12 protein-coding genes are annotated in these 19472 nt (G+C 65.1%); 6 read left to right on the forward strand and 6 right to left on the reverse strand.

From position 1 onward, the window contains the following. Positions 1–46 precede the first annotated feature (46 nt). Positions 47–394, forward strand: coding sequence for a CopG family transcriptional regulator (locus tag llg_RS15285; RefSeq protein ID WP_338285548.1), 348 nt, complete (start codon positions 47–49; stop codon positions 392–394). A 179-nt stretch (positions 395–573) separates the two neighbouring features. Here the strand turns inward: llg_RS15285 and llg_RS15290 are convergent, their stop codons facing one another. Further along, on the reverse strand, positions 574–1674 hold the full coding sequence (locus llg_RS15290) for an SAM-dependent methyltransferase (RefSeq protein ID WP_338285549.1): 1101 nt from the start codon (positions 1672–1674) through the stop codon (positions 574–576). Positions 1675–1761: 87 nt separating this feature from the next. On the opposite strand from llg_RS15290, the gene llg_RS15295 reads away from it, so the two are divergent. From llg_RS15295 to llg_RS15310, 4 genes are all read left to right on the forward strand, one after another. Beyond that, positions 1762–4194 (forward strand): transglycosylase domain-containing protein, encoded by a 2433-nt coding sequence (locus tag llg_RS15295; protein WP_338285550.1) that lies wholly within the window; start codon positions 1762–1764, stop codon positions 4192–4194. Positions 4195–4399: 205 nt separating this feature from the next. Further along, positions 4400–5431, forward strand: a complete 1032-nt coding sequence (locus llg_RS15300; protein ID WP_338285551.1) for a hypothetical protein — start codon at positions 4400–4402, stop codon at positions 5429–5431. Continuing rightward, positions 5428–6828, forward strand: a complete 1401-nt coding sequence (locus tag llg_RS15305) for a TonB-dependent receptor (RefSeq protein WP_338285552.1) — start codon at positions 5428–5430, stop codon at positions 6826–6828. Before llg_RS15300 ends, llg_RS15305 begins: the two co-directional genes overlap by 4 nt. Positions 6829–6909: 81 nt before the next feature. After that, a complete protein-coding gene (locus llg_RS15310; protein ID WP_338285553.1) occupies positions 6910–7824 on the forward strand; it encodes an alkaline phosphatase family protein in 915 nt (304 codons plus the stop codon). Positions 7825–7829: 5 nt separating this feature from the next. Here the strand turns inward: llg_RS15310 and llg_RS15315 are convergent, their stop codons facing one another. From llg_RS15315 to llg_RS15325, 3 genes are all read right to left on the reverse strand, one after another. Then, on the reverse strand, positions 7830–10046 hold the full coding sequence (locus llg_RS15315; RefSeq protein ID WP_338285555.1) for a hypothetical protein: 2217 nt from the start codon (positions 10044–10046) through the stop codon (positions 7830–7832). A 116-nt stretch (positions 10047–10162) separates the two neighbouring features. Beyond that, positions 10163–11620: a DUF1501 domain-containing protein gene (locus llg_RS15320; protein ID WP_338285556.1), complete on the reverse strand. Its 1458-nt coding sequence runs from the start codon at positions 11618–11620 to the stop codon at positions 10163–10165. 14 nt (positions 11621–11634) lie between these two features. After that, on the reverse strand, positions 11635–13875 hold the full coding sequence (locus llg_RS15325; RefSeq protein ID WP_338285557.1) for a PSD1 and planctomycete cytochrome C domain-containing protein: 2241 nt from the start codon (positions 13873–13875) through the stop codon (positions 11635–11637). A 71-nt stretch (positions 13876–13946) separates the two neighbouring features. Here llg_RS15325 and llg_RS15330 point away from each other — a divergent pair, with 71 nt between their 5' ends. Continuing rightward, complete coding sequence (locus llg_RS15330) at positions 13947–14750, forward strand: AraC family transcriptional regulator (RefSeq protein WP_338285558.1); 804 nt, start codon at positions 13947–13949, stop codon at positions 14748–14750. Here llg_RS15330 and llg_RS15335 read toward each other — a convergent pair. Both llg_RS15335 and llg_RS15340 read right to left on the reverse strand, forming a co-directional pair. Then, positions 14739–16202, reverse strand: coding sequence for a DUF1501 domain-containing protein (locus tag llg_RS15335; RefSeq protein WP_338285559.1), 1464 nt, complete (start codon positions 16200–16202; stop codon positions 14739–14741). The genes llg_RS15330 and llg_RS15335 overlap by 12 nt on opposite strands. Beyond that, a complete protein-coding gene (locus llg_RS15340) occupies positions 16199–19435 on the reverse strand; it encodes a DUF1553 domain-containing protein (protein ID WP_338285560.1) in 3237 nt (1078 codons plus the stop codon). Before llg_RS15340 ends, llg_RS15335 begins: the two co-directional genes overlap by 4 nt. Between the last annotated feature and the right edge of the window lie 37 nt (positions 19436–19472).

Below are 19472 nucleotides of genomic sequence, written 5' to 3' on the forward strand. Positions count from 1 at the left end.
ACTTCCTCTCTTCACAAACTACACGGTTCTAAAGTATCCATCGGCCATGTCAGGGTTCTCACGGGTCTCTCTCTACATTTCGAATGATGAAAAACGCATCCTGGATGCGACGGCGTCGCGGCTGGGGATTTCGCGTTCCGAGGTGATCCGGCATCTGGCGCTGTATCACGGTCTGTGCGGGGGAGACTTTCCGCTCACTGCTCGCATCTTGGCCCTGCCGGTGAAGGATCGGGAGCGGGTCATCCAGGAGATCCGCGAGCGCGCCGAATCCGGGGACCCCGCCAAGCCGCAGTCTTTCCGCCAGTGGGTGAAGGAGACGGTCGGCAACGACGATTCCGAATCGATCGAAAAGGGCGCGGAATCGCTGCTGCGGAAGCTGCTGAATGGGGCGTGAGGGCCGGATGGGAAGAGTGGTAATCGAGGAGTGGCGGATTTCGATCCGCCATGCTGGGGAGGAGTTGCATCGCCTCGCGGCTACCGGACGCTGGAAGGCTCCGTGTGTGAGGAAGCGAAGAGGGACTTTAGGGACATGGCTCCTCGAAAGGAGCCACTCCTTGAGGCGGGAGCCCCGCGTTACTCTCCAAGGGCCAGTCTGGCGGCGGCGCGGGCACGGGCCGCTTCGTCGGCCACCTCGTTCACCGAAAGCTCCAGCACATGGAACCGCGCGCCGAGGTGGGCGGGGTGGACAAGGGTCTGGAATTGGCGGATCGCTGCCGGGTCCGGGTGTTGCTCAAGATGGCGGAGCCAGGTGCCCGCCTGCCGGGTCAGCCAGCTTCCCTGGTCACGGAAATCGGTCGGGACGATCCCAAGGGAAAGGGCGGCCTCGGCCACGGCGGTGAAGTCGACATGGGCGGTGATGTCGCGCTCGCCGGGCGAATCCAGCGGATCATCACCGGCGCGATGCCGGGTGAAGGTCCGCAGCGTGCCGGCGGTGCGCTCCGGAAGCAGATATTCCGGGCGGGCGAATCCGTAGTCGATCCACAGCATCAGGCCGCGTTCCAAGGTGGGAGCAAGGGAGGCGAGCAGGTCCCGGTAGCCGGTGCGGGTTTCGGTACGATACCCAGAGGGTAGCGGCACCGACGGCTGAGGAGATGGTCCGTCCCAGCGGATGTTGAAATTCCATTGGAAATGACCGTTTGATGCATCAATCCGGCCCTCCCACCAAAAGGCTTCCCGCCATTCCAAGACGTGGCAGGGCAGGGCATCGAGGAGTTCGTTTCCGAAAATGATGCCGGGCAGGGGGGCGAGCTCCGCGGGAGAGGCGACGGATTGAAAGCGGTCTCCGTAATCGGAAAGGCGCTCGGTCTGTGCAGCGGCGAGCGACGGCAGTTGCTCCAGAATGGCGTAGGTCAGTCCCGCGAAGGCGGTCGGGGAGGAGGCGGCGAGGGTTTCGAGGATGTCCCGTGCCAGCGTGCCATCATGAGCCCCCATTTCCAGGATCCGCCAGCGGGCGGGTTCCCCGGCTCCGGTCCACCAATCGGCGAAACGCCGGGCAAGGAGCTGGCCGAAGGCCGGGCCGACGCTCACGCTGGTGAAGAAATCCCCCTTTCGCCCCACTTGGCGGGTTCCGCGGGCGTAGTAGCCGCGGGTGGGGTCGTAGAGGGCGGCGGCCATGAAGCGGTCGAACGGCATCGGGCCGTGGCGGGCAATCTCCGCCGCGAGGTCATCCGCCAAAGTGGGGGTTGCCGAGCTTCCGGGGGCCGGGTATGGATTGGGGACGGTCACTGGCGACAGGCCCCGTTCTCACTTTCCGGAACCCGCATGGCAACACGAGACACGAATATCCGCAAGACCGGGCGCAAACGCCGTTTCTACAAGAAGAAGCGGTTTTGGTTCGGTCTGCTGCTGTTCGGGCTCTTGCTTGCCGTCGGCGGGGCCGCGGTGTTTTGGGAGTATTCCCGTCCTTACCGCGAGCACGCCGAGACGTACGATCTTTCGAAGATCAACTACATCGAGGTGCCGAGCGTGATTCTGGACCGGAATGACAAGGAGATCGGGCGCATCTTCGTCCAGAACCGCAGTGTCATCCCGTATGCGAAGATCCCGCCGAAGCTGATCAACACGCTGATCGCCGGGGAGGACTCCCGCTATTGGACCCACGATGGGGTCGACTACATCGGCATCTGCCGCGCCGCGTTTTTCAATAAAGTGACCGGCCGCGAGAGCCAGGGGGCCAGCACCCTGACCCAGCAGCTTGCGCGCAATGCCTATGATCTCAAGGACGAGGCGCTCCGGAACAAGCAGACGAAATACGAGCGCAAGCTGATCGAGGTCTTCCTCGCCCGGCGCATCAACAAGGTCTACAAGAAGGAAGAGGTGCTCGAGTTTTACCTCAACCGCATCTACTTCGGCAGCGGCTTCCACGGCATCCGCTCGGCCTCGCTCGGGTATTTCGGCAAGGAGCCCGAGGATCTCACCACGGAGGAATGCGCCTCGATCGTGGGCCTGATCAAGAACCCCACCGGCCTGTCCCCGCTGAACAACCTGGCGGAGAACACCCGTTCCCGGAACAACGTCCTGGAGCGGATGAAGGTGGAAGGCTTCATCGACGCCAACGAGCTGGCGCGCCTGAAACTCCAGCCGGTGAAGCTTAATCCGAAGCCTCTGCAGCGCGGCACCTCCCACCTCTACGAGCGGGTGGCGGACGAGATCCGCGAGGAGCTGGGGGACGATGCCCTGGCGGCGGGCGGCTACCGTATCCACACCACCATTCTCTCGGAAGCCCAGAACGCGGCCCAGGAAGCGCTGGGCAAGACGCTGGCTGCGGCCGAGGCGCGGCCGGGGTATGCGAATCCAAAGTACGTGGACTACCGTAAATCCTCCGGAAAGCCCGCGGAGTATCTCCAGGGGGCGGTGTTGATGATTGATCACCGCACCGGCGGGGTGCTCGCCCACGTGGGGGGGCGCGATTACGCGCAGGTGCCGTTCGACTTCATCGAAATGGGCCGCCGGCCGCTGGGTACGGCATTCTTCCCGTTCATCTACGCCGCCGGATTGTCGGGCGGACTGACTCCGGCGACCACCGTGGCGGACGAGGCGATGGACAATCGCTCGGTGATGGTGGGCGGTCGCGAGGGCATCCTCGGCGAGTGGGGCATGGAGATTGCCTCCCCCACCTACGAGGGTATGATCCCGGCCCGCCGCGCGTTGGAGCAGTCGAAGATCGCGGCGACGGTGCGGTTCGGCCAGCAGGCCGGCCTCCAGCGGGTGATCGACACCGCCGCGGCCATGGGCTTGCCCGCCAAGGGTGTGGAGGCCCTGCCGCGCCTGTGCGTGGGATGGGACAGCTTTTCGATGAAGGAAGCGCTCCGCGCGATCGCCACCTTTGGCCGTGGTGGCGTGCCGGGGCCGGCGTCCGTGCACTACGTGGAGAGCGTGGAATCGCTGAAGGGAGAGACCGTTTACCGCCGCTCCTCCGGGACGAAGGAAAGCGCCCCGGCGATTGACTCGGCCACGGCCTTCCAGGTGCACTCGATGCTCGCCGGATCGCTCGCCCGCGGCAGTTCGAAGGGCGCGCTCGACGGCCTGATCGAGCGTCCGTTCCTCGGTGGCGGCAAGGGCGGCACGACCGCGGATTTCCAGGACACCTGGTTCCTCGGCTACAACAGCCGGATCTCCTGCGGGGTGTGGACGGGCTTCCTTCAGAACAACGGTCGGCCGATCTATGACGGTGCCTTCAGCCGCGATCTCGCGATGCCGGTGTGGCAGGCGGTGATGAACGCGGCCGCTCCCTCCTTCGGCGGGGAAGAACTCAAGGCTCCGTCCAATGTGGTGGAGGTGCCGGTGTGCCGTGTCTCCGGCCAGCGCGCCACCGACTTCTGCTATGAAATGGCGGAGGATCCGGCCACGAAGCAGGTGCGCTCCCGCAGCGCCACCTTCTACGAGTATTTCCGAAAGGGTACCGAGAACCTGCCGTTCTGCCACGTGCATTCCGGCGCCGATGGAGCCACCTCCGGCGGCGGACTGGCGCTGAACAGCGTGCAGGCCATGGACGTGATCCCGATCCGGCCGAAGGCTCCCTCGCTGCTGGGGGATGATCCCTACCACTCCGAGCAGCCGGACACCACGCCGGTGAGTGGGGACGGGGCGTTCTTCCGCCGCCGCACCAACGTGCTCGACAGCCTGGATCTCAAGGACAACGAGGAGAAGATCAAACTCCAGCGCCCCGGCAAGCTGCCGATCCAGGGAGATTGAACGCAAATGACCTTGTGACACCGTGTATTTGGCGGTGCCGGGGCTTGCGTGGGCGGGACGCGGCGGCCATCGTTCGCGCGTGGCGGAGATTCCGGAAAGCAGCACGCGGCGGTGGAGCGGATATGTATGTCCGGACTGCCGGTTTGTGTTCCGGGTGCCTCGCGGCCACGATGGTATTGGCTTGGTGTGTCCATCCTGCCGGAGGATGTTGAAGCTTCCGGTGGCGGGTGAGGTGCTGCCTCCGCTGGTGGCGGAAACGCCGGTGATTCAGCCCTCGCCGGAGGGAGATGCTGTTCCCGTGGAAGGTGCTCCTCGCCACCACGGGCGACGCCGTCATCGTGGAGGGCATGATTCATCCCGGCCCTCTTGGGAAAAGGAACAGGGCCGTCGTTCGGCTGGCTCCGACAGACTGCTGGTCGGCGGCATCGTTGCTCTCCTGCTGGTTGTGAGCGCGGGATCCTTGTTGTTCCTGCGGACGAAACCCCAGGCAGCTCCTGTCGCTTATCTACCATCGGTGGTGCCTGGCACGGAGGCCACCCCACCGGAGGTGAAAAAAACGCCCGTGCCCCCCCAGGACCTTCCCCGGCGGGATGACCCGAAGAGCGTGCTGGAGGTCGTCGAGCCGATGGCGAAGTCATTTCTGACTGCCGTGCGGGTGGAGGACATCCTTCCGCTCATTGATCACCGTTCGGTGAGCGAGCCTCGCCTGAAACAGCGGTGGCCCTCCGGAAGGGTTGTGCCGCAGGGACTGTCGTCGTTCGCGGAGGACGGCAATGTCAACCTGACAGACAGCCAGGCGGTGATCCTCGCGGTGACCTCGGACTTCAAACCGAGGCCCATGTATTTCGTGAGGGTGGCCGGGAGCTGGAAGATCGATTGGGAAGCCTGGACGGGATGGTCCGAGATGCCATGGGGCGATTTCACGGCCCGCAAGCCGGTGGAGTCGGCCCGCTTCCGGGTGATGGCCACGGAGAGCAACTACTATAACTTTGGTTTCACCGACGAGAAGAAGTGGCGGGTGATCCGCCTGGAGTCTCCCGACGAACAATATCACCTCTACGGCTACCTCGAGCGTGGTTCCGAACTGGACCACGCCCTCGACTTCACCGACAAGCCGCGCGGCCTCCAATTGATCCTCGATCTGAGTTTCCCGCCCGGAGCGGCGGCGGACCAGGTCCTGGTCCGGAAGGTCGTCTCCACCGGCTGGGTGGACCCGGACACCAAGGGCAAACCATGAACGAATCCAACTCCGTCTCCACCTACGACAAGGTCCTCGCGCTGAACCTCGATCCCACGATCTATGGCACCTTCGCCGAGATCGGCGCGGGCCAGGAAACCGCCAACCGCTTCTTCAGCGCGTCCGGTGCCGCGGGCATGGTGGCGAAGTCGATCTCAGCGTATGACATGACGATGAGCGACGCGATCTACGGGCGCACGGACCGCTACGTGTCGCGCCAGCGTCTGACGGCGATGCTCGAACATGAATACGCCATCCTCACCGAGCGCCTCGGTCCGAAGCGCGGGGAGGAAACGACGTTCTTCTCATTTTGCAACACGGTGCGCGCCCGCGGCTGGCAGGATACCGCCGAGTGCCACGGCTGGATGGGCATCCGCTTCCAGCGCAAGCCCGGCGATCCGCCGTCCGACATCATCCTGCACATCCGCCTGCTGGATGCCGCGGCCACCGAGCAGCGCGAGGCGCTGGGTATCGTGGGCGTGAACCTGATCCACGCCACCTTCCGCGAGCGCGGTCACCTCCGGCATTTCGTCGAGTCGCTGGTGGACGATCTCGCGCCGGGGCGAGTGGAGGTGGACATGCTTTCTTTCAGCGGTCACGGCTACGGCTACTTCGACAACCGCCTGTGCGCGCTCCAGCTCGTGGAAAGCGGCCTGACGGAGGCGACCCTGTTCCTGCCGGATGGCGAGGTGGTGCAGCCCGCGGAGACCCTCTACAAGCGCCCGGTGCTGCTGCTGCGCGGCAGCTTCGATCCGGTGATGAATCTGCACCTGGAGATGATCGAGCAAGCGCGCGGCGTCTTTCACAAGGTCGTCGATCCCGCGGACCGCGGCAACGAGCTGGAGATCTGCGAGATCTCGATGTCCAACCTGCTGCGCGGTGCCGCCCTCGATCCGGTGGATTTCATCGACCGCGCGGACGCGCTCCAGGCGCTCGGCAAGACGGTGCTGGTGTCGAAGTTCGCGGAGTTTCACCGTCTTGCGGCGTTCCTGAACCGCTGCACCAACAAGCCGCTCGGCATCGTGCTGAGCATCGGCCTGCTCAACGAGCTGTTCAAGGCGAAGTGGTCGGAGAACCTCGCGGGTGGTCTGCTCGAATCGTTCGGCCGCCTCTTCAAGTCCGGCCTTTCGCTGTATGTCTTCCCATGGAGCAACCTGCGGAATGGCGAGCTGGTCACCGCGGAGACGTTCATCGCGCCGGAGGGCGAGAAGCATCTCTACCGTCACTTCCTGGAGAACGGCATGATCCGCAGCGTGCCCTGCAAGGATGAGAAGCTGCTCCAATACACCGGCCGGGATATCCAGCAGATGATCGAGACGGGCGATGAGACCTGGATCGATTACGTGCCGGAGGAGGCCCGCGCCATTGCCGCACGGCGCGGAAACATCTCCCGCTGACCGGTTTCCGGCGCGGGGCGTATGAATCGCTTGGCGGGATTCGTATCGGGTGCTTGTTTAGGGCTTTCCGTTATCGACTTTATGAAACTCCGCGCCTTCCTGTCCGCCTGTGTGGCCCTCACGGCCCTGCCTCTTTTCACCCCGCTGGCGAATGCCCAGGACGCGCAGCGCCGCGCGGAGCACGTTTTCATCATCAGCTTCGACCAGGCCTCGCCGGACGGGATCGAGCGCGCGGAGATGCCGTTGTTCAAGGAGATGGCGGGCCAGGGCGCCCACACCTGGGAGGCCTACACCATCGTGCCGAGCCTGACCCTGCCGTCCCACACCTCCATGTTGACGGGCGTGGGCATCCAGAAGCACCAGATCCTGTGGAATGACTACCAGCCCGCGAAGGGGGTGGTGAAAGTGCCGACCATTTTCAGCCTAGCGAAGGAGAAGGGGATGAAGACCGCGATGTTCGTGGCGAAGGAGAAGTTCCATCACCTCGAGCTGCCCGGCAGCGTGGACAAGTTCGTGTGCCCGCAGGACGTCACGGCGGCGGGCGTGTCGCAGGCCTTCGCGGAGAACGTGGGCGTCCTGAAGCCGGACCTGTGCTTCATCCACTTCGGTGATCCCGATGTGAAGGGGCATGAATTCGGCATCCATTCCCCGGAGAAAATGAAGGCCTTCGCCGACACCGACGTGGCCTTGAAGACCGTGCGCGATGCGATCAAGGCGGCGGGCCTGGAGGACAGCAGCGTGATCATCCTCACCGCGGACCACGGCTGCCATGACATCAAGGACAAGAACGGCATTACCCGCGGCACGCATGGCGACGCCACTCCGGACGATGTGACCATTCCATGGATCGCGTGGGGCAAGGGCGTGAAACCGAAGTTCACGATCACCGCGCCGGTGGTGCAGTACGACACCGCGGCCACCGCACTGTGGCTGCTGGGTGTGCCGGTGCCGGAAGGCTTCTGGGGTCGCCCGGTGACGAGCGCTTTCCAGCCGTGAGCCGTCTATTGATCCGCGAATGGATCGGAGGACGGGGCTGGGGAACTCTTCTCCCTGTCCAGAATCTGTAACAACGAGGCGCGCTGTTCGTTCGAGATGTCGGCCTTTTCGGCGGCGGCGCGGGCGGCGGACGGATCGGTGCTGTTCCAATTCTGGATCACATTGCTGATCGAGGCTTCTCGTTGCCGGTCATCGGCGATGCTTTCGGCCCATTGGTAGGCGGTGGCGGGATCGCGCTGGAGTTTCGTGCCCACCATGGCCCCCACGGCGTTGTCCCGCGTTTTGCCATCGGGCATGCTGTTGATCCATTTCGAGGCACCGTCGGGATCGCTGTTGCACCAGGAGTAGACCAGGGATTGAACGGTGTTGTCGCGGGTCGAGCCTTCCGGCAGTGCCGTCGCCCACTGCGCGGCGGCGTCCGGGTCCTGTTCGAACCATTGGGACGCGATTTGGCTGGCAGTGCTGGACAGGCGACCATCGGTATCCTTCTGCGCCGGGTTGGAGAGCAGGGGCATGAGAGCCTCCGCGGCGGCCGGGCTATCCGAACGGGCCATGGCGGGAAGTACGCTGAGCATCGTTTTTGAACGCTCCTCCGCCGGCAGCGACTGCACCCATGCGAGTGCGGCGGTCGGATCGGAGGCTCCCCAGCCCTGTGCGAGTGAGGTGAGGCCGGCGTCGCGAACGGGGCCGGCCGGCAGCTTGGAGAGCTCGCTGCGTGCGGCCTCGGGATCGTTCTTGGCCATCTGGCCCAGCACCCGGCCGATGGCCTTGCCCTGCTCGGCGGGGTTGGTCAGGCCCTTGGCGGCTTTCATCGCGGCCTCGGGATCGATGGGCGCGAGATGTTCGAGGATATTCTCGAAGGTATAGGAGCCCGAGGAGCCCTGCTTGCTTGTGGGGAGGGATTGATAGATCTCCAGGGCCCGGGCGGGATCGTTGTAGCTCAGATTCGAAAGCATTTGGGTCTGCATCCGCTGCCGCTCCCCCTCCGGGAACGATTGGAGGATGCGTTCGGCTTCCTCGCGGGATGCGTAACCGAGGCGGCTGCCGAGTTGGGTGATCGCCTGGTCCCGCAGGGTACCTTCGGGCAGCTTGCCGATGATGGAATGGAGTTCGGTTGCGGTCCGGCTGGAGGACTCGCTGGAGTAGGGATCGTTGTTATCGGCCCCCATCAGCACCTGGAAGGCGGCGCGCTGGTCGGTGGGGTCGGAGAGGGCGGTGGCCCGGGCGAGCGCCGAATCGAAATCCCGGTCGGCCAGGGTGCCGAAGATCGAGTTGACCCCGGAGCGCCGCGCGGTCGAGGACAAAGAGGAAAGGGACGCGAGCGCGGCATCCGGATCGGAGGCGGCGATACCGGCGGCGACCGCGACGAGGGCCTTGGTGCGCTGCGCGCCCTCGGGCAGTGAATTCGCCCACGCGGTGGCGGCGGCCCGGTCTTTCGCTCCCCAGACCTTTCCCAGCGTGGAAAGGGCGCCGAACTGCTGGCCCGCGGGGAGCTTCGCCAGCCGTGCAGCGGCCGCCGCCGGATCATCGACCGCCCATTCACCGACATATCCGGCGACGGACCATCTTTGGCCCGCGGTGGGGTCTTCCGCCATCATCGCGATCCAGGCATCCGGTTGGGAAACCGCGAGCGCGGACATCAGTTGGGAACGCGCGGCGGACTTGAGGCTCGAATCCTGGATCGCCTCCAGCTTTTGCCGGGCGAGGGCCGGATCCGTCTGCGCGATGCTGGCGAGCACGCCGCCGATGGCGGCGCTGCGGAAGGAGCTTTGTTTCGCAGACAGCACGAAACGCAGGGCTGCCTCTGGATCGATGGCGGCCCATCGCGAGCACGCGGTGCCGATTTCAAGACTGTAGCCGTAGCCAGGTGTGGAGGCCTGGGCATCGGCGAGATCCGCGACGAGTTGCGAGAGTTCGTTGGCGTTCATCTTCGACAAGGCGGCTTCCGCCATCGCCTTGCCGTTCTCATAGTTGCCGCCGCTGTGCTTGAAGAAATCGCGGAGCTGGAGCGCGGTGGTGATGGCCTCGCCGCCCGCTCCCGGCAGCACGATTTTCTGGAGACGTGTGCTGGTGGTCGAGCGGGAGGCGGAACGGGTGGCGCGCTTCTCCGGCTCCGTTTTGCCGGAGTGGAGGTCCGGCGTGCTGGCGCGTCCGGCCCAGAACGCGAGCGCCAATGCGGTGCACAGAATTCCGATCCGACCACCCGAGCTCAACTTATTCATCGCTCTCACGCTGACAGGTCGCGTGGAGAGGAAAAGAATTGTTGTGTCAAAGTTGTGTCAAAGCGGGGCGCCCGCCCATCGGTATCCGTCGTCCACTCCGGCGGAGCCCGCGCGCCTCAGGCGAGGATGTCGCGCACCACCTTGCAGGGCTCGACGCCGGTGAGCTTCATGTCCAGCCCCTGGAACCGGCTGGTGAGCCGTGTGTGGTCGATCCCCAGGCAATGGAGCATCGTCGCATGGAGGTCGTGGGCGGTCACGGGGTTGGCTTGCACGTTGTAGGAGAAGTCGTCGGTCTCCCCGTAGGTGATGCCCGGCTTGATACCGCCGCCCGCCAGCCACATGGTGAAACAGCGCGGGTGATGATCGCGTCCGTATTGGGTGGGGGTGAGCTTTCCCTGGCAATAGACGGTGCGACCGAACTCGCCGCCCCACACCACGAGCGTGTCCTCGAGCAATCCCCGCTGCTTCAAATCCTGGAGCAATCCCGCCTGGGCCTGGTCGACATCCTGGCATTGCAGCGGGAGGTCCCGCACCACGCTGCCGTGGTGGTCCCAGCCGCGGTGGTAGAGCTGGATGAAGCGCACGCCGCGTTCGGCCATCCGGCGGGCCATGAGGCAATTGTAGGCGTAGGTGCCGGGCTTCCTGACGTCCGGGCCGTAGAGGGCGAGGGTGGATTCGCGTTCGCCGCGGAGATCGCTCAGCTCCGGCACGCTGGCCTGCATGCGGTAGGCCATTTCGTATTGGGCGATGCGGGCCAGCACCTGGCTGTCGCCGTTCCTCTCCGCTTCGCGGCGGTTCATCTCGGAGAGCATGTCGAGCATCTTCCTGCGGTCCGAACGCTGCATCCCCTTGGGATCGTTCAGATAAAGCACCGGATCCGCCGAGGCTCGGAACTGCACGCCCTGGTGCTCGCCGGGCAGGAAGCCGGCGCCCCACAGGTGGGAGAACAGCGCCTGCATCTGGCCCTTTCCCTGGCTGATCATCACCACGAAGGCGGGCAGGTTCTGGTTCGCGCTGCCGAGGCCGTAGGAAAGCCACGCGCCGATCGACGGGCGGCCGGGAATCTGGTGCCCGGTCTGCATGAAGGTGACGCCCGGGCCGTGGTTGATTTGCTCGGTGGTCATCGACTTCACCACGCACATCTCGCCCGCCATCCGGCCGGTGTGCCGGAGGAGCTCGGACACCCATAGCCCGTCCTGGTGGTTCGGATACTTCTCGAACTTGAAGATCGAGGGCGCGATGGGCAGGCGGGATTGCCCGGAGGTCATGCCGGTGAGGCGCTGGCCGCCACGTATGGAATCGGGCAGTTCCTTGTCGAAGAAATCCTTCAGTCCCGGCTTGTGGTCGAAGGTGTCGAGCTGCGACGGCGCGCCTTCCTGATAGAGATAGATGACGCGTTTGGCCTTCGGCGCGAAGTTCGGAAACAGAGGTGCCGCCGCGGTCGCCCCGCGCTCGTCCGCGGCGAACAGTTGGGAAAGGGCGGTGCTGCCGAGGAAGGCGAGCCCGCCGGCCGTCATGCCCTTGAGGATCTGGCGGCGGTTGATGTTGAGGAGGTGGTCGTCGTGCGGGTTCATGGCATGGGGTGCGGTCAATCCCGCACGAGGGTTTGGTCGAGGTTGAGGATGGTCGAAGCCACTAGCATCCAGGCCGCGAGCTCCGGCTGGTCGAGGGACGCATCGGCAGGCGTGGCTCCCTGGCCCAGCAACTCCGCGGCATCGGCGGGAGCTCCGCGGTAGCGGGCCAAAAGAGTATCGAATCCCCGCGCGAGGATTTCCTGGTCCTCGGGGGAGATGGGCCGCGAAGTCACCCGTCGGTGGAGAAAATCGATTCGTCCGCGGGTGTCGCCCGGCTGCTTGAGTGCGAGCGCCGCGAGATGCTTCGCGCACTCCAGCATCTGCTCGTCATTGAGGGTGGCGAGGGCTTGCAGCGGCGTGTTCGTGGGGAGGCGCTTCACCGAACAGGACATGCGGTCGGGCGCGTCGAAGACGCTCATGAAAGGCGGCGGCGCGGTGCGTTTCCAAAAGGTGTAGAGGCTGCGGCGATACAGGTCCTTTCCCCGGCTCCGGTGATAGGCCTTGGTGTTGCTGCCTTCGTTGGACCGTTCCTCCCACAGGCCGTCGGGTTGGTAGGGGAACACCGGCGGGCCACCCATTTCATCCGTCATCAGGCCGGAGACGAACAAGGCCTGGTCCCGGATTTCCTCGGCGGTCAGCCGCCGCCGCGGGAAACTGGCAAGCAGGCGGTTCTCCGGGTCCCGGGCCGTTGCTTCCGGGCTGGTGGCCGAAGATTGGCGATAGGTGGCGCTGGTCACGATCAAGCGGATGACGTGCCGGAGACTCCAGGGCGGCGCACCATTGCTCCCGTCCCTCAGTTCCACGGCCAGCCAGTCGAGGAGCTCGGGGTGGACCGGGTATTCTCCCTGGAACCCGAAGTCGTCCACCGTCTTGACGATGCCGGTGCCGAAGAGCTGCTGCCAGAGCCGGTTGGCGGTCACGCGCGCGAGCAGCGGATCGCCAGGTGACACGAGCCAGCGCGCGAACCCGAGGCGGTTCGCGGGCTCACCCGGGAGCGCATTTCCCAGCACCAGAGGTGGACGCCGCGATACGGGGCGCGAGGTGTCCGGCTGGTCATATTGGCCCCGGCCGAGCACGTAGGTGGCCACCGGAGCCGCGGCTTCCTGCATCACCATGACCTTGGCCTTCGCCCCGTCCGGTGCGAGTGGCGACGCGATCTCGATGAGCGGTGGATAGGCGGCTGACTTGTCGTTCTCGACGTGTTTCTCGGTGATGGAATTGAAATAAGCCTCCAGGCTGTAGAAGTCCTCCTGCGTGAGCGGATCGAACTTGTGATCGTGGCAGCGGCAGCAGTTGAAGGTGAGGCCGAGGAAAGCGGTGCCGACGGTTTGGACGCGGTCCGCCGCATACTCGTTGAGATACTCCGCCGCCAGCGAGCCGCCCTCCGCCGTGATCGGATGATTCCGGCAGAACGCGGTGGCCAGCACCTGATCAGGCGTCGCACCGGGAAGGAGATCGCCTGCCACCTGTTCGGTTACGAAACGATCGAAGGGCATGTCCTCGTTGAACGCGCGGATCAGCCAGTCCCGCCACGGCCATCCGGTGCGCAGGATGTCGTGGAGGTAGCCGTTCGTGTCGCCGTAGCGCGAGAGATCCAGCCAGAACGACGTCATCCGTTCGCCATACCGCGGTGATGCCAGCAGGCGATCCACTACCCGCTCGTAAGCACCGGGCCGGTTATCGGCCAGGAAGTCATCGAGTTCCTGCTCCGTGGGCGGCAGCCCGGTGAGATCGAAGGTGACGCGCCGGATCAAGGTCTCCTTATCCGCTTCCGCCGATCGCCGGAGACCCGCCGCGGCCAGTTTCGTGGAGAGGAACGCGTCCACGGGATTCCCGGCTTCGGGAACCATCGGACGCTCCGGCGGAACGAAGGCCCAGTGCTTTTCATAACGGGCTCCGGCCCCGATCCATTTCCGGATGAGATCCTTTTCATCCTTGGTGAGTTCCTTGTGGGATTCGGGCGGAGGCATGACTTCGTCGCGGTCCGTGGAGACGATGCGCCGCCATGCCTCGCTCTCCGCGGAAGAGCCGGGCTTGATGCCGGCGAGCCCGCTGTCGGTCCGTGCGGCGGAGCCCTCCGCGGTGTCGAGGCGGAAGTCCGCCTTGCGGTGCTTCGCGTCGAAGCCGTGGCAGAAGAAGCACTTTTCCGAAAGGATCGGGCGGATGTCCCGGTTGTATGCCGGAGCCTGTTCCTCGCCTGCCGCCGTTCCATGCAGGACTCCTCCTGCCAACACGATCGCAACCCGGAAACTCATATCCGTGCATCGTGGCCGATGGGGCTTCTGATGTCTTGGAAGCGGCCCGCGAATGATTGTAAAAAAGCAGCATGAATCCTTTCGTCTCCCAGCAGGACTTTCTCGCGGCGCTGGCGCCCGGTGAACTACTGCGTCTCTACGATCTGATGCCGGACGTGTCGTTTTTCATGAAGGACACGGAAGGCCGGTTCGTGGCCCTCAACCGGTTGGGCTGCCAGTTCTGCGGCGTGCGATCAGAACAAGATGCATTCGGTTGCACCGACCGGGATTTCTTTCCCAGCCGCCGTGCCGAGGAATACATGGCGGATGACCGGGCGGTGATCGCCACGGGACATCCGATCGTCAACCGGATGGAACCGGCCCCCGAGATGGAAGGATCGCCTCATCTGGTGGTCACCCACAAGGTTCCCGTGCGGAACCGGGACGGGGCGGTCATTGGCGTGGCGGGCTTTTCCCGGAGAGTCGAGGAGATCCGCTGTGCCAGCAGCGTGATCCGGAAGCTGGCCGAGGTGGTGGACCGCCTCCACGAGCGGTTCGCGGAAACGGTCAGCACCGCGGAGCTGGCGAAGCAAGCCGGCCTTTCAGAGAGCCAGTTCGAACGGATTTTCAAGAAGGCCCTCGGCACCAGCCCGCGGCAGTATCTCCAGCGCATCCGGATCGAGCACGCTTCGCGGCTCCTGCTGGAGACCGAGGAAACGATCGCCTCGATCGCGCAACGGTGCGGCTATTACGATCACTCCCACTTTTGCAAAACCTTCGCCGCCCAGCTCGGGAGCGCTCCTTCCGAATACCGCAAGGAGCGCCAGACTTCGCCGGTGAGCGGTGGCTTGCCGGAATCCGCCGGGGATGCCCCGGCGGCCGGTTCACGCGAATAGATCTTTCACCACCTTCGCCGGTTCGGTGCCGGTGAGCTTCTGGTCGAGGCCTTGGAATTTGTAGGTCAGGCGCTCGTGGTCGAGGCCCAGCGCGTGGAGAATGGTGGCGTGGAGGTCGCGGATGTGCACCGGATCCTTGGTGATGTTGTAGGACATCTCGTCGGTGTCGCCGTAGACCTGGCCGCCCTTGATGCCGCCGCCAGCCATCCAGATGCTGAAGCAGCGCGGGTGGTGGTCCCGGCCGTAGTCGGTCTCCGTCAGGTTTCCCTGGCAGTAGATGGTGCGGCCGAACTCGCCGCCGAAGATCACCAGCGTGTCCTCCAGCATGCCGCGCTGCTTGAGATCCTGGATCAGGCCGTAGCAGCCCTGGTCCACGTCCTTGCACTGGGAGGCCAGGTCGCGCGGCAGATTGCCGTGCTGGTCCCAGCCGCGGTGGAAGATCTGCACGAAGCGCACGCCGCGCTCCATCAGACGGCGGGCCATGAGAGCCGAGTTCGCGAAGGTGCCACGCTTTTTGCTGTCCTCGCCGTAGAGCGCGTGGACCTTCTCGGATTCGCCGGAGAAGTCGGTGAGCTCCGGCACGGAGGCCTGCATGCGGAAGGCCATCTCGTATTGCTGGATGCGGGTCTGCGTTTCCGGATCGCCGACGGCCTCGTAGGATTTCCGGTTCAGGTCGTTGAGTCCGTCCAGCATCTGGCGGCGCACGTCGCGGGAAACGCCGGGCGTGTCCTCGAGGAACAGCACTGGATCCCCCAGCGAACGCAGCGCCACCCCGGCGTATTTCCCGGGGAGGTAGCCGGAACCCCACAAGCGCGAGGAAATGGCCTGCACGTTCGAGTAGGGCGAGGAATGGGTGGCGTGGAGGACGACGAAGGACGGCAGGTCCTGGTTCATCGAGCCGAGGCCGTAGGACATCCACGAGCCCATCGAGGCCTTGCCGGATTGCATCGAGCCGGTACACACGAGCTGGTTGGCCGGCTCGTGGTTGATGGCGTCGGTGTGCATCGATTTGATGATGCAGAGGTCGTCCACCATCTTGCCGGTCCACGGCAGCAACTCGCTCACCCAGGTCCCGGACTGGCCGTGCTGGTTGAACTTGAACATGGTGGGCGCGAGTGGGAATGCCTTCTGGCCGGAGGTCATGCCGGTGAGGCGCTGGCCCTGCGACTTCAGCCAGTCGTTGAGGTCCTCCTTGAAGCGCTTCCGCAGCTCCGGCTTGTAGTCGAAGGTGTCGAGCTGGGACGGCGCGCCGATCAGCGAGATGTAGATCACGCGCTTCGCCTTCGGGGCGATCTGCGGCAGGCCGGCGAGGAAACCGGCGGCATCGGCCACGCCACCCGAGGCGGTGCGGCCCATCAGCGCGGCGAGCGCCGCCACGCCGAGACCGGTGCCGGACTTCCGGAAAAACTGACGGCGTGTCAGCGCGCCGTTGTAGGTTTCGATCGGGTTCATCGGGTCACGGTTTCGTCGAGGTTCAGGATCTGGCTCGAAACGACCGTCCAGGCCGCGAGCTCGGGGGCATCAAGTTGAGTGGGCGCGGCGGTCGCGCCGGTAGCGAGGAGCTTTTTCGCTTCCTCCGGCTTGGCCTTGTAGGTGGCCAGCAGACGGTCAAGCGAGCGTTTGACGATCTGGCGTTCGTCATCCTTCAGTGTCCGGTCGAGCAGGCGGCCGGTGATGAAATCGAGGCGGGTGTCGAACGACGGCCCGGTTTCGATGGCGTGGGCGGCGAGCATCTTGGCAGCCTCCACGAACTGTGGATCGTTCAGCATCACCAGCGCCTGGAGCGGCGTGTTGGTGCGCTCGCGGCGGACGCAGAACACCTCGCGGCTCGGGGCGTTGAAGAGCTCCATGGACGGCGGGGCCGCGCTGCGTTTCCAGAAGGTGTAGAGGGAGCGCCGGTAGAGGGCGGTTCCGCTGTCCTGGCGGTAGTTCCGCGTGTTCGATTCCTTCATCGCCACCGCTTCCCAGATGCCTTCCGGCTGGTAGGGCTTCACGGATGGGCCGCCCACCTTGTCCGCGAGCAGGTCGGACGCGGAAAGGGCGAGGTCCCGAAGTTGCTCGGCCTCGAGCCGCACGCGCGGGCCGCGGGAGAGCAGGCGGTTGAGCGGATCCTTTTCCAGCTTCTCCGGAGTGATGGCGCCGGACTGGCGGTAGGTGGCGGAGGTGACGAAGAGCTTCACCATGTGGCGGTAGTTCCACTTCGACGCCACGAACTCGGTGGCCAGCCAATCGAGGAGCTGCGGGTGGCTCGGGCGGGCGCCCATGATGCCGAAGTCCTCGGTGGTCTCCACGATGCCGGTGCCGAAGAAATAGTACCACGCGCGGTTCATGGTCACGCGGGCGGGCAGGGGATTGGCGGGATCGACCAACCACCGGGCGAGGCCGAGGCGGTTGTGGGGCGCATCCGCGGGCATCGGCGGCAGGGCGGCGGGCACATTGGCGTCCACCTTCTCACCCTTGTCCGAATACACGCCGCGGGCGAGCACGTGGGCAAAGGGCATGACGTTTTTCTTCTCCTCCATCACCAGGCTGGCGGACCCGCGGGCACGCAGTGTGGCCTGCTCGGTCTTGAGCGTGTCGAGCGTGGTCCGCAGTTCGCGCGAGCGGACGTCGACATTGTTGATGAAGTGGCGGAAGAGCTGGTCGTTCTGCACCTTCGTGCGCTGGGTGGCGGGGATGGTGGCCAGACTTCGCAGCATGCTGTTGTCCGCGATGTCCTTGATCTCCTCCGGGCCGAGCAGGCGGCGGTAGAAGCGGAAGTCCTGGAGGGCGACCTTGCCATTGAGCTTCGAGTCGTTGTTGGCCCGGGAACCAAGGCGCAGCGGAACTTCGGTCTCGATCGTGCCTCCGACGGAACTCGGGCTCAGCGAGCCATTCTGCTTCTTCCCGTCCACGTAGATCGTGCAGGTCTGGTGGCTGGGGCGGCTGCCGTCATAGGTCATCATGACATGATGCCACACTCCGGGGGAGAGGGGATCGTTCGCTGTGAGCTTGTTCGCCGCCTTGTCCCACGAGTCGATCACATGGGTGGCGGGCTTCCCGCTCTGGAGGTAGATGTCCCAGCCGCGGAAGGACTGGGCGGGATTCATCCGCGCCACGATCGCGCCGGTGGGCGTGCCCTCGATGCGGACGAAACCGCCGTAGGTCACACGGTCACCGCGCGAGAACGAGCCGAGGTCGCCGAGTTCGACGGGCTTGTCGCTGACCACCACGGCTTTGCCGAGCGGGCCATCGATGCGGGCGGGCTGGTCAAGCCACACGCGTTCCTTGCCCTCCACGGAGCCCTTGATGGCGCCCTCGCTCTCATTGAGCGGAAGGTGCAGGACCAGGGTGGAATCGATGTCCTTCGAAGCGGTGATGACCGGATTGGAAACCCACTTCTGGAAATCGGGCTGGGCGGTCTTGTCCCGCTCCGCGATGTCCTTGTTGGTGCCGTCGATGGCGGAAGCCAGTTCGTCCCAGCGCGTGCGGTCATTCATCAGCGGCACGAACACGTTCGGCGGATGCTCGGCGTTGTTGCCGTCCAGCGCGGACATGGTGGTGTTCCGGAAGAACGCGGACAACGCGTAGAACTCCTTCGTCGAGACCGGGTCGAACTTGTGGTCGTGGCAGGCCGCGCAGCCGGTGGTCAGGCCGAGCCACACGGCGGAGGTGGTTTCAGTACGATCCTTGGCGTAGATCGCGTCGTATTCCTCCGCGATCGCTCCGCCCTCGCCGGTGGTGGCCAGGCAACGGTTGAAGCCGGTGGCCACCTTCTGGTCGAGCGTCGCCTCCGGCAGCAGGTCGCCGGCGATCTGCTCGGTGGTGAACTGGTCCCACGGCATGTTCGCCTGGAAGGCGCGGATCACCCAATCGCGGTACGGCCAGATGGCGCGGTAGTTGTCGATGTGGATGCCGTGGGTGTCGGCATAGCGCGCGGCGTCCAGCCACTGGCGGGTGAAATGCTCCGCGCTGGAGGACGTGGCCAGCAGCTTGTCGGCGGCCTCGTCCACCGCCTTGACCGGATCTTCCGCGGAACGCTTCACGAACGCATCCGTGTCCGCCACCGAGGGCGGCAGGCCGGTGAGATCGAACACGAGACGGCGGTAAAAGCGGCGTGGCTCCTCCGGCGGACTCGGCTTGAGGCCGTTGTCGGAAAGTTTTTGCGCGATGAAGCGGTCGATCGGGTTCGTGGCGAAACCCTCGCCGGCCTGCGGCGGTTCCGGGTGCTTCACCGGGGCGAACGACCAGTGGGGCTCGTACTTCGCGCCCTGCTTCACCCACTCCTCGATCATGGCGATGTCATGCGGCTTGAGCTCCTTGTGGCTCTCCCGCGGCGGCATGATTTCCTTCTCGTCGTGGGTCTTGAGCAGCTTCACCAGCAGCGAGGCGTCCGGATCGCCCTTCACGATCACCGGCTGGCCGTTCTCGCGTTTCACGAAGGCATCGGCCTCGCGATCAAGTCGCAGCGGCGCGTCCTTCGGCTTGCGGGTGCCGGAGTCCGGCCCGTGGCAGTGGTAGCAGTTCTCCGAGAGGATCGGCTGGATGTGCTCGTTGAAGGTGATCTCCTTCGGCAGGGCGGCTTCTGCCGCGGCGGGCGCTTCAGGCCGGGGCGCGGTGGACGCTTCCGGAGGCGCGGCCTTGCGGTCGCACGAAACCAGCGCAACGGAGATCGCGAGAAGGCTGGCGAACGGCAGCGCGTGCATTCTCAGACATCGGGATCTGAATCGGGTGAAGTCGGGC

The sequence above is a fragment of the Luteolibacter sp. LG18 genome (assembly GCF_036322585.1).
GTDB lineage: Bacteria > Verrucomicrobiota > Verrucomicrobiia > Verrucomicrobiales > Akkermansiaceae > Luteolibacter.

Bases quoted from the DNA above. Each gene is read 5' to 3' on its own strand.
- llg_RS15285 (WP_338285548.1), top strand. From the start codon at position 47: ATGTCAGGGTTCTCACGGGTCTCTCTCTACATTTCGAATGATGAAAAA.
- llg_RS15295 (WP_338285550.1), top strand. From the start codon at position 1,762: ATGGCAACACGAGACACGAATATCCGCAAGACCGGGCGCAAACGCCGT.
- llg_RS15300 (WP_338285551.1), top strand. From the start codon at position 4,400: ATGTTGAAGCTTCCGGTGGCGGGTGAGGTGCTGCCTCCGCTGGTGGCG.
- llg_RS15305 (WP_338285552.1), top strand. From the start codon at position 5,428: ATGAACGAATCCAACTCCGTCTCCACCTACGACAAGGTCCTCGCGCTG.
- llg_RS15310 (WP_338285553.1), top strand. From the start codon at position 6,910: ATGAAACTCCGCGCCTTCCTGTCCGCCTGTGTGGCCCTCACGGCCCTG.
- llg_RS15315 (WP_338285555.1), bottom strand. From the start codon at position 10,046: ATGAATAAGTTGAGCTCGGGTGGTCGGATCGGAATTCTGTGCACCGCA.
- llg_RS15320 (WP_338285556.1), bottom strand. From the start codon at position 11,620: ATGAACCCGCACGACGACCACCTCCTCAACATCAACCGCCGCCAGATC.
- llg_RS15325 (WP_338285557.1), bottom strand. From the start codon at position 13,875: ATGAGTTTCCGGGTTGCGATCGTGTTGGCAGGAGGAGTCCTGCATGGA.
- llg_RS15330 (WP_338285558.1), top strand. From the start codon at position 13,947: ATGAATCCTTTCGTCTCCCAGCAGGACTTTCTCGCGGCGCTGGCGCCC.
- llg_RS15335 (WP_338285559.1), bottom strand. From the start codon at position 16,202: ATGAACCCGATCGAAACCTACAACGGCGCGCTGACACGCCGTCAGTTT.
- llg_RS15340 (WP_338285560.1), bottom strand. From the start codon at position 19,435: ATGCACGCGCTGCCGTTCGCCAGCCTTCTCGCGATCTCCGTTGCGCTG.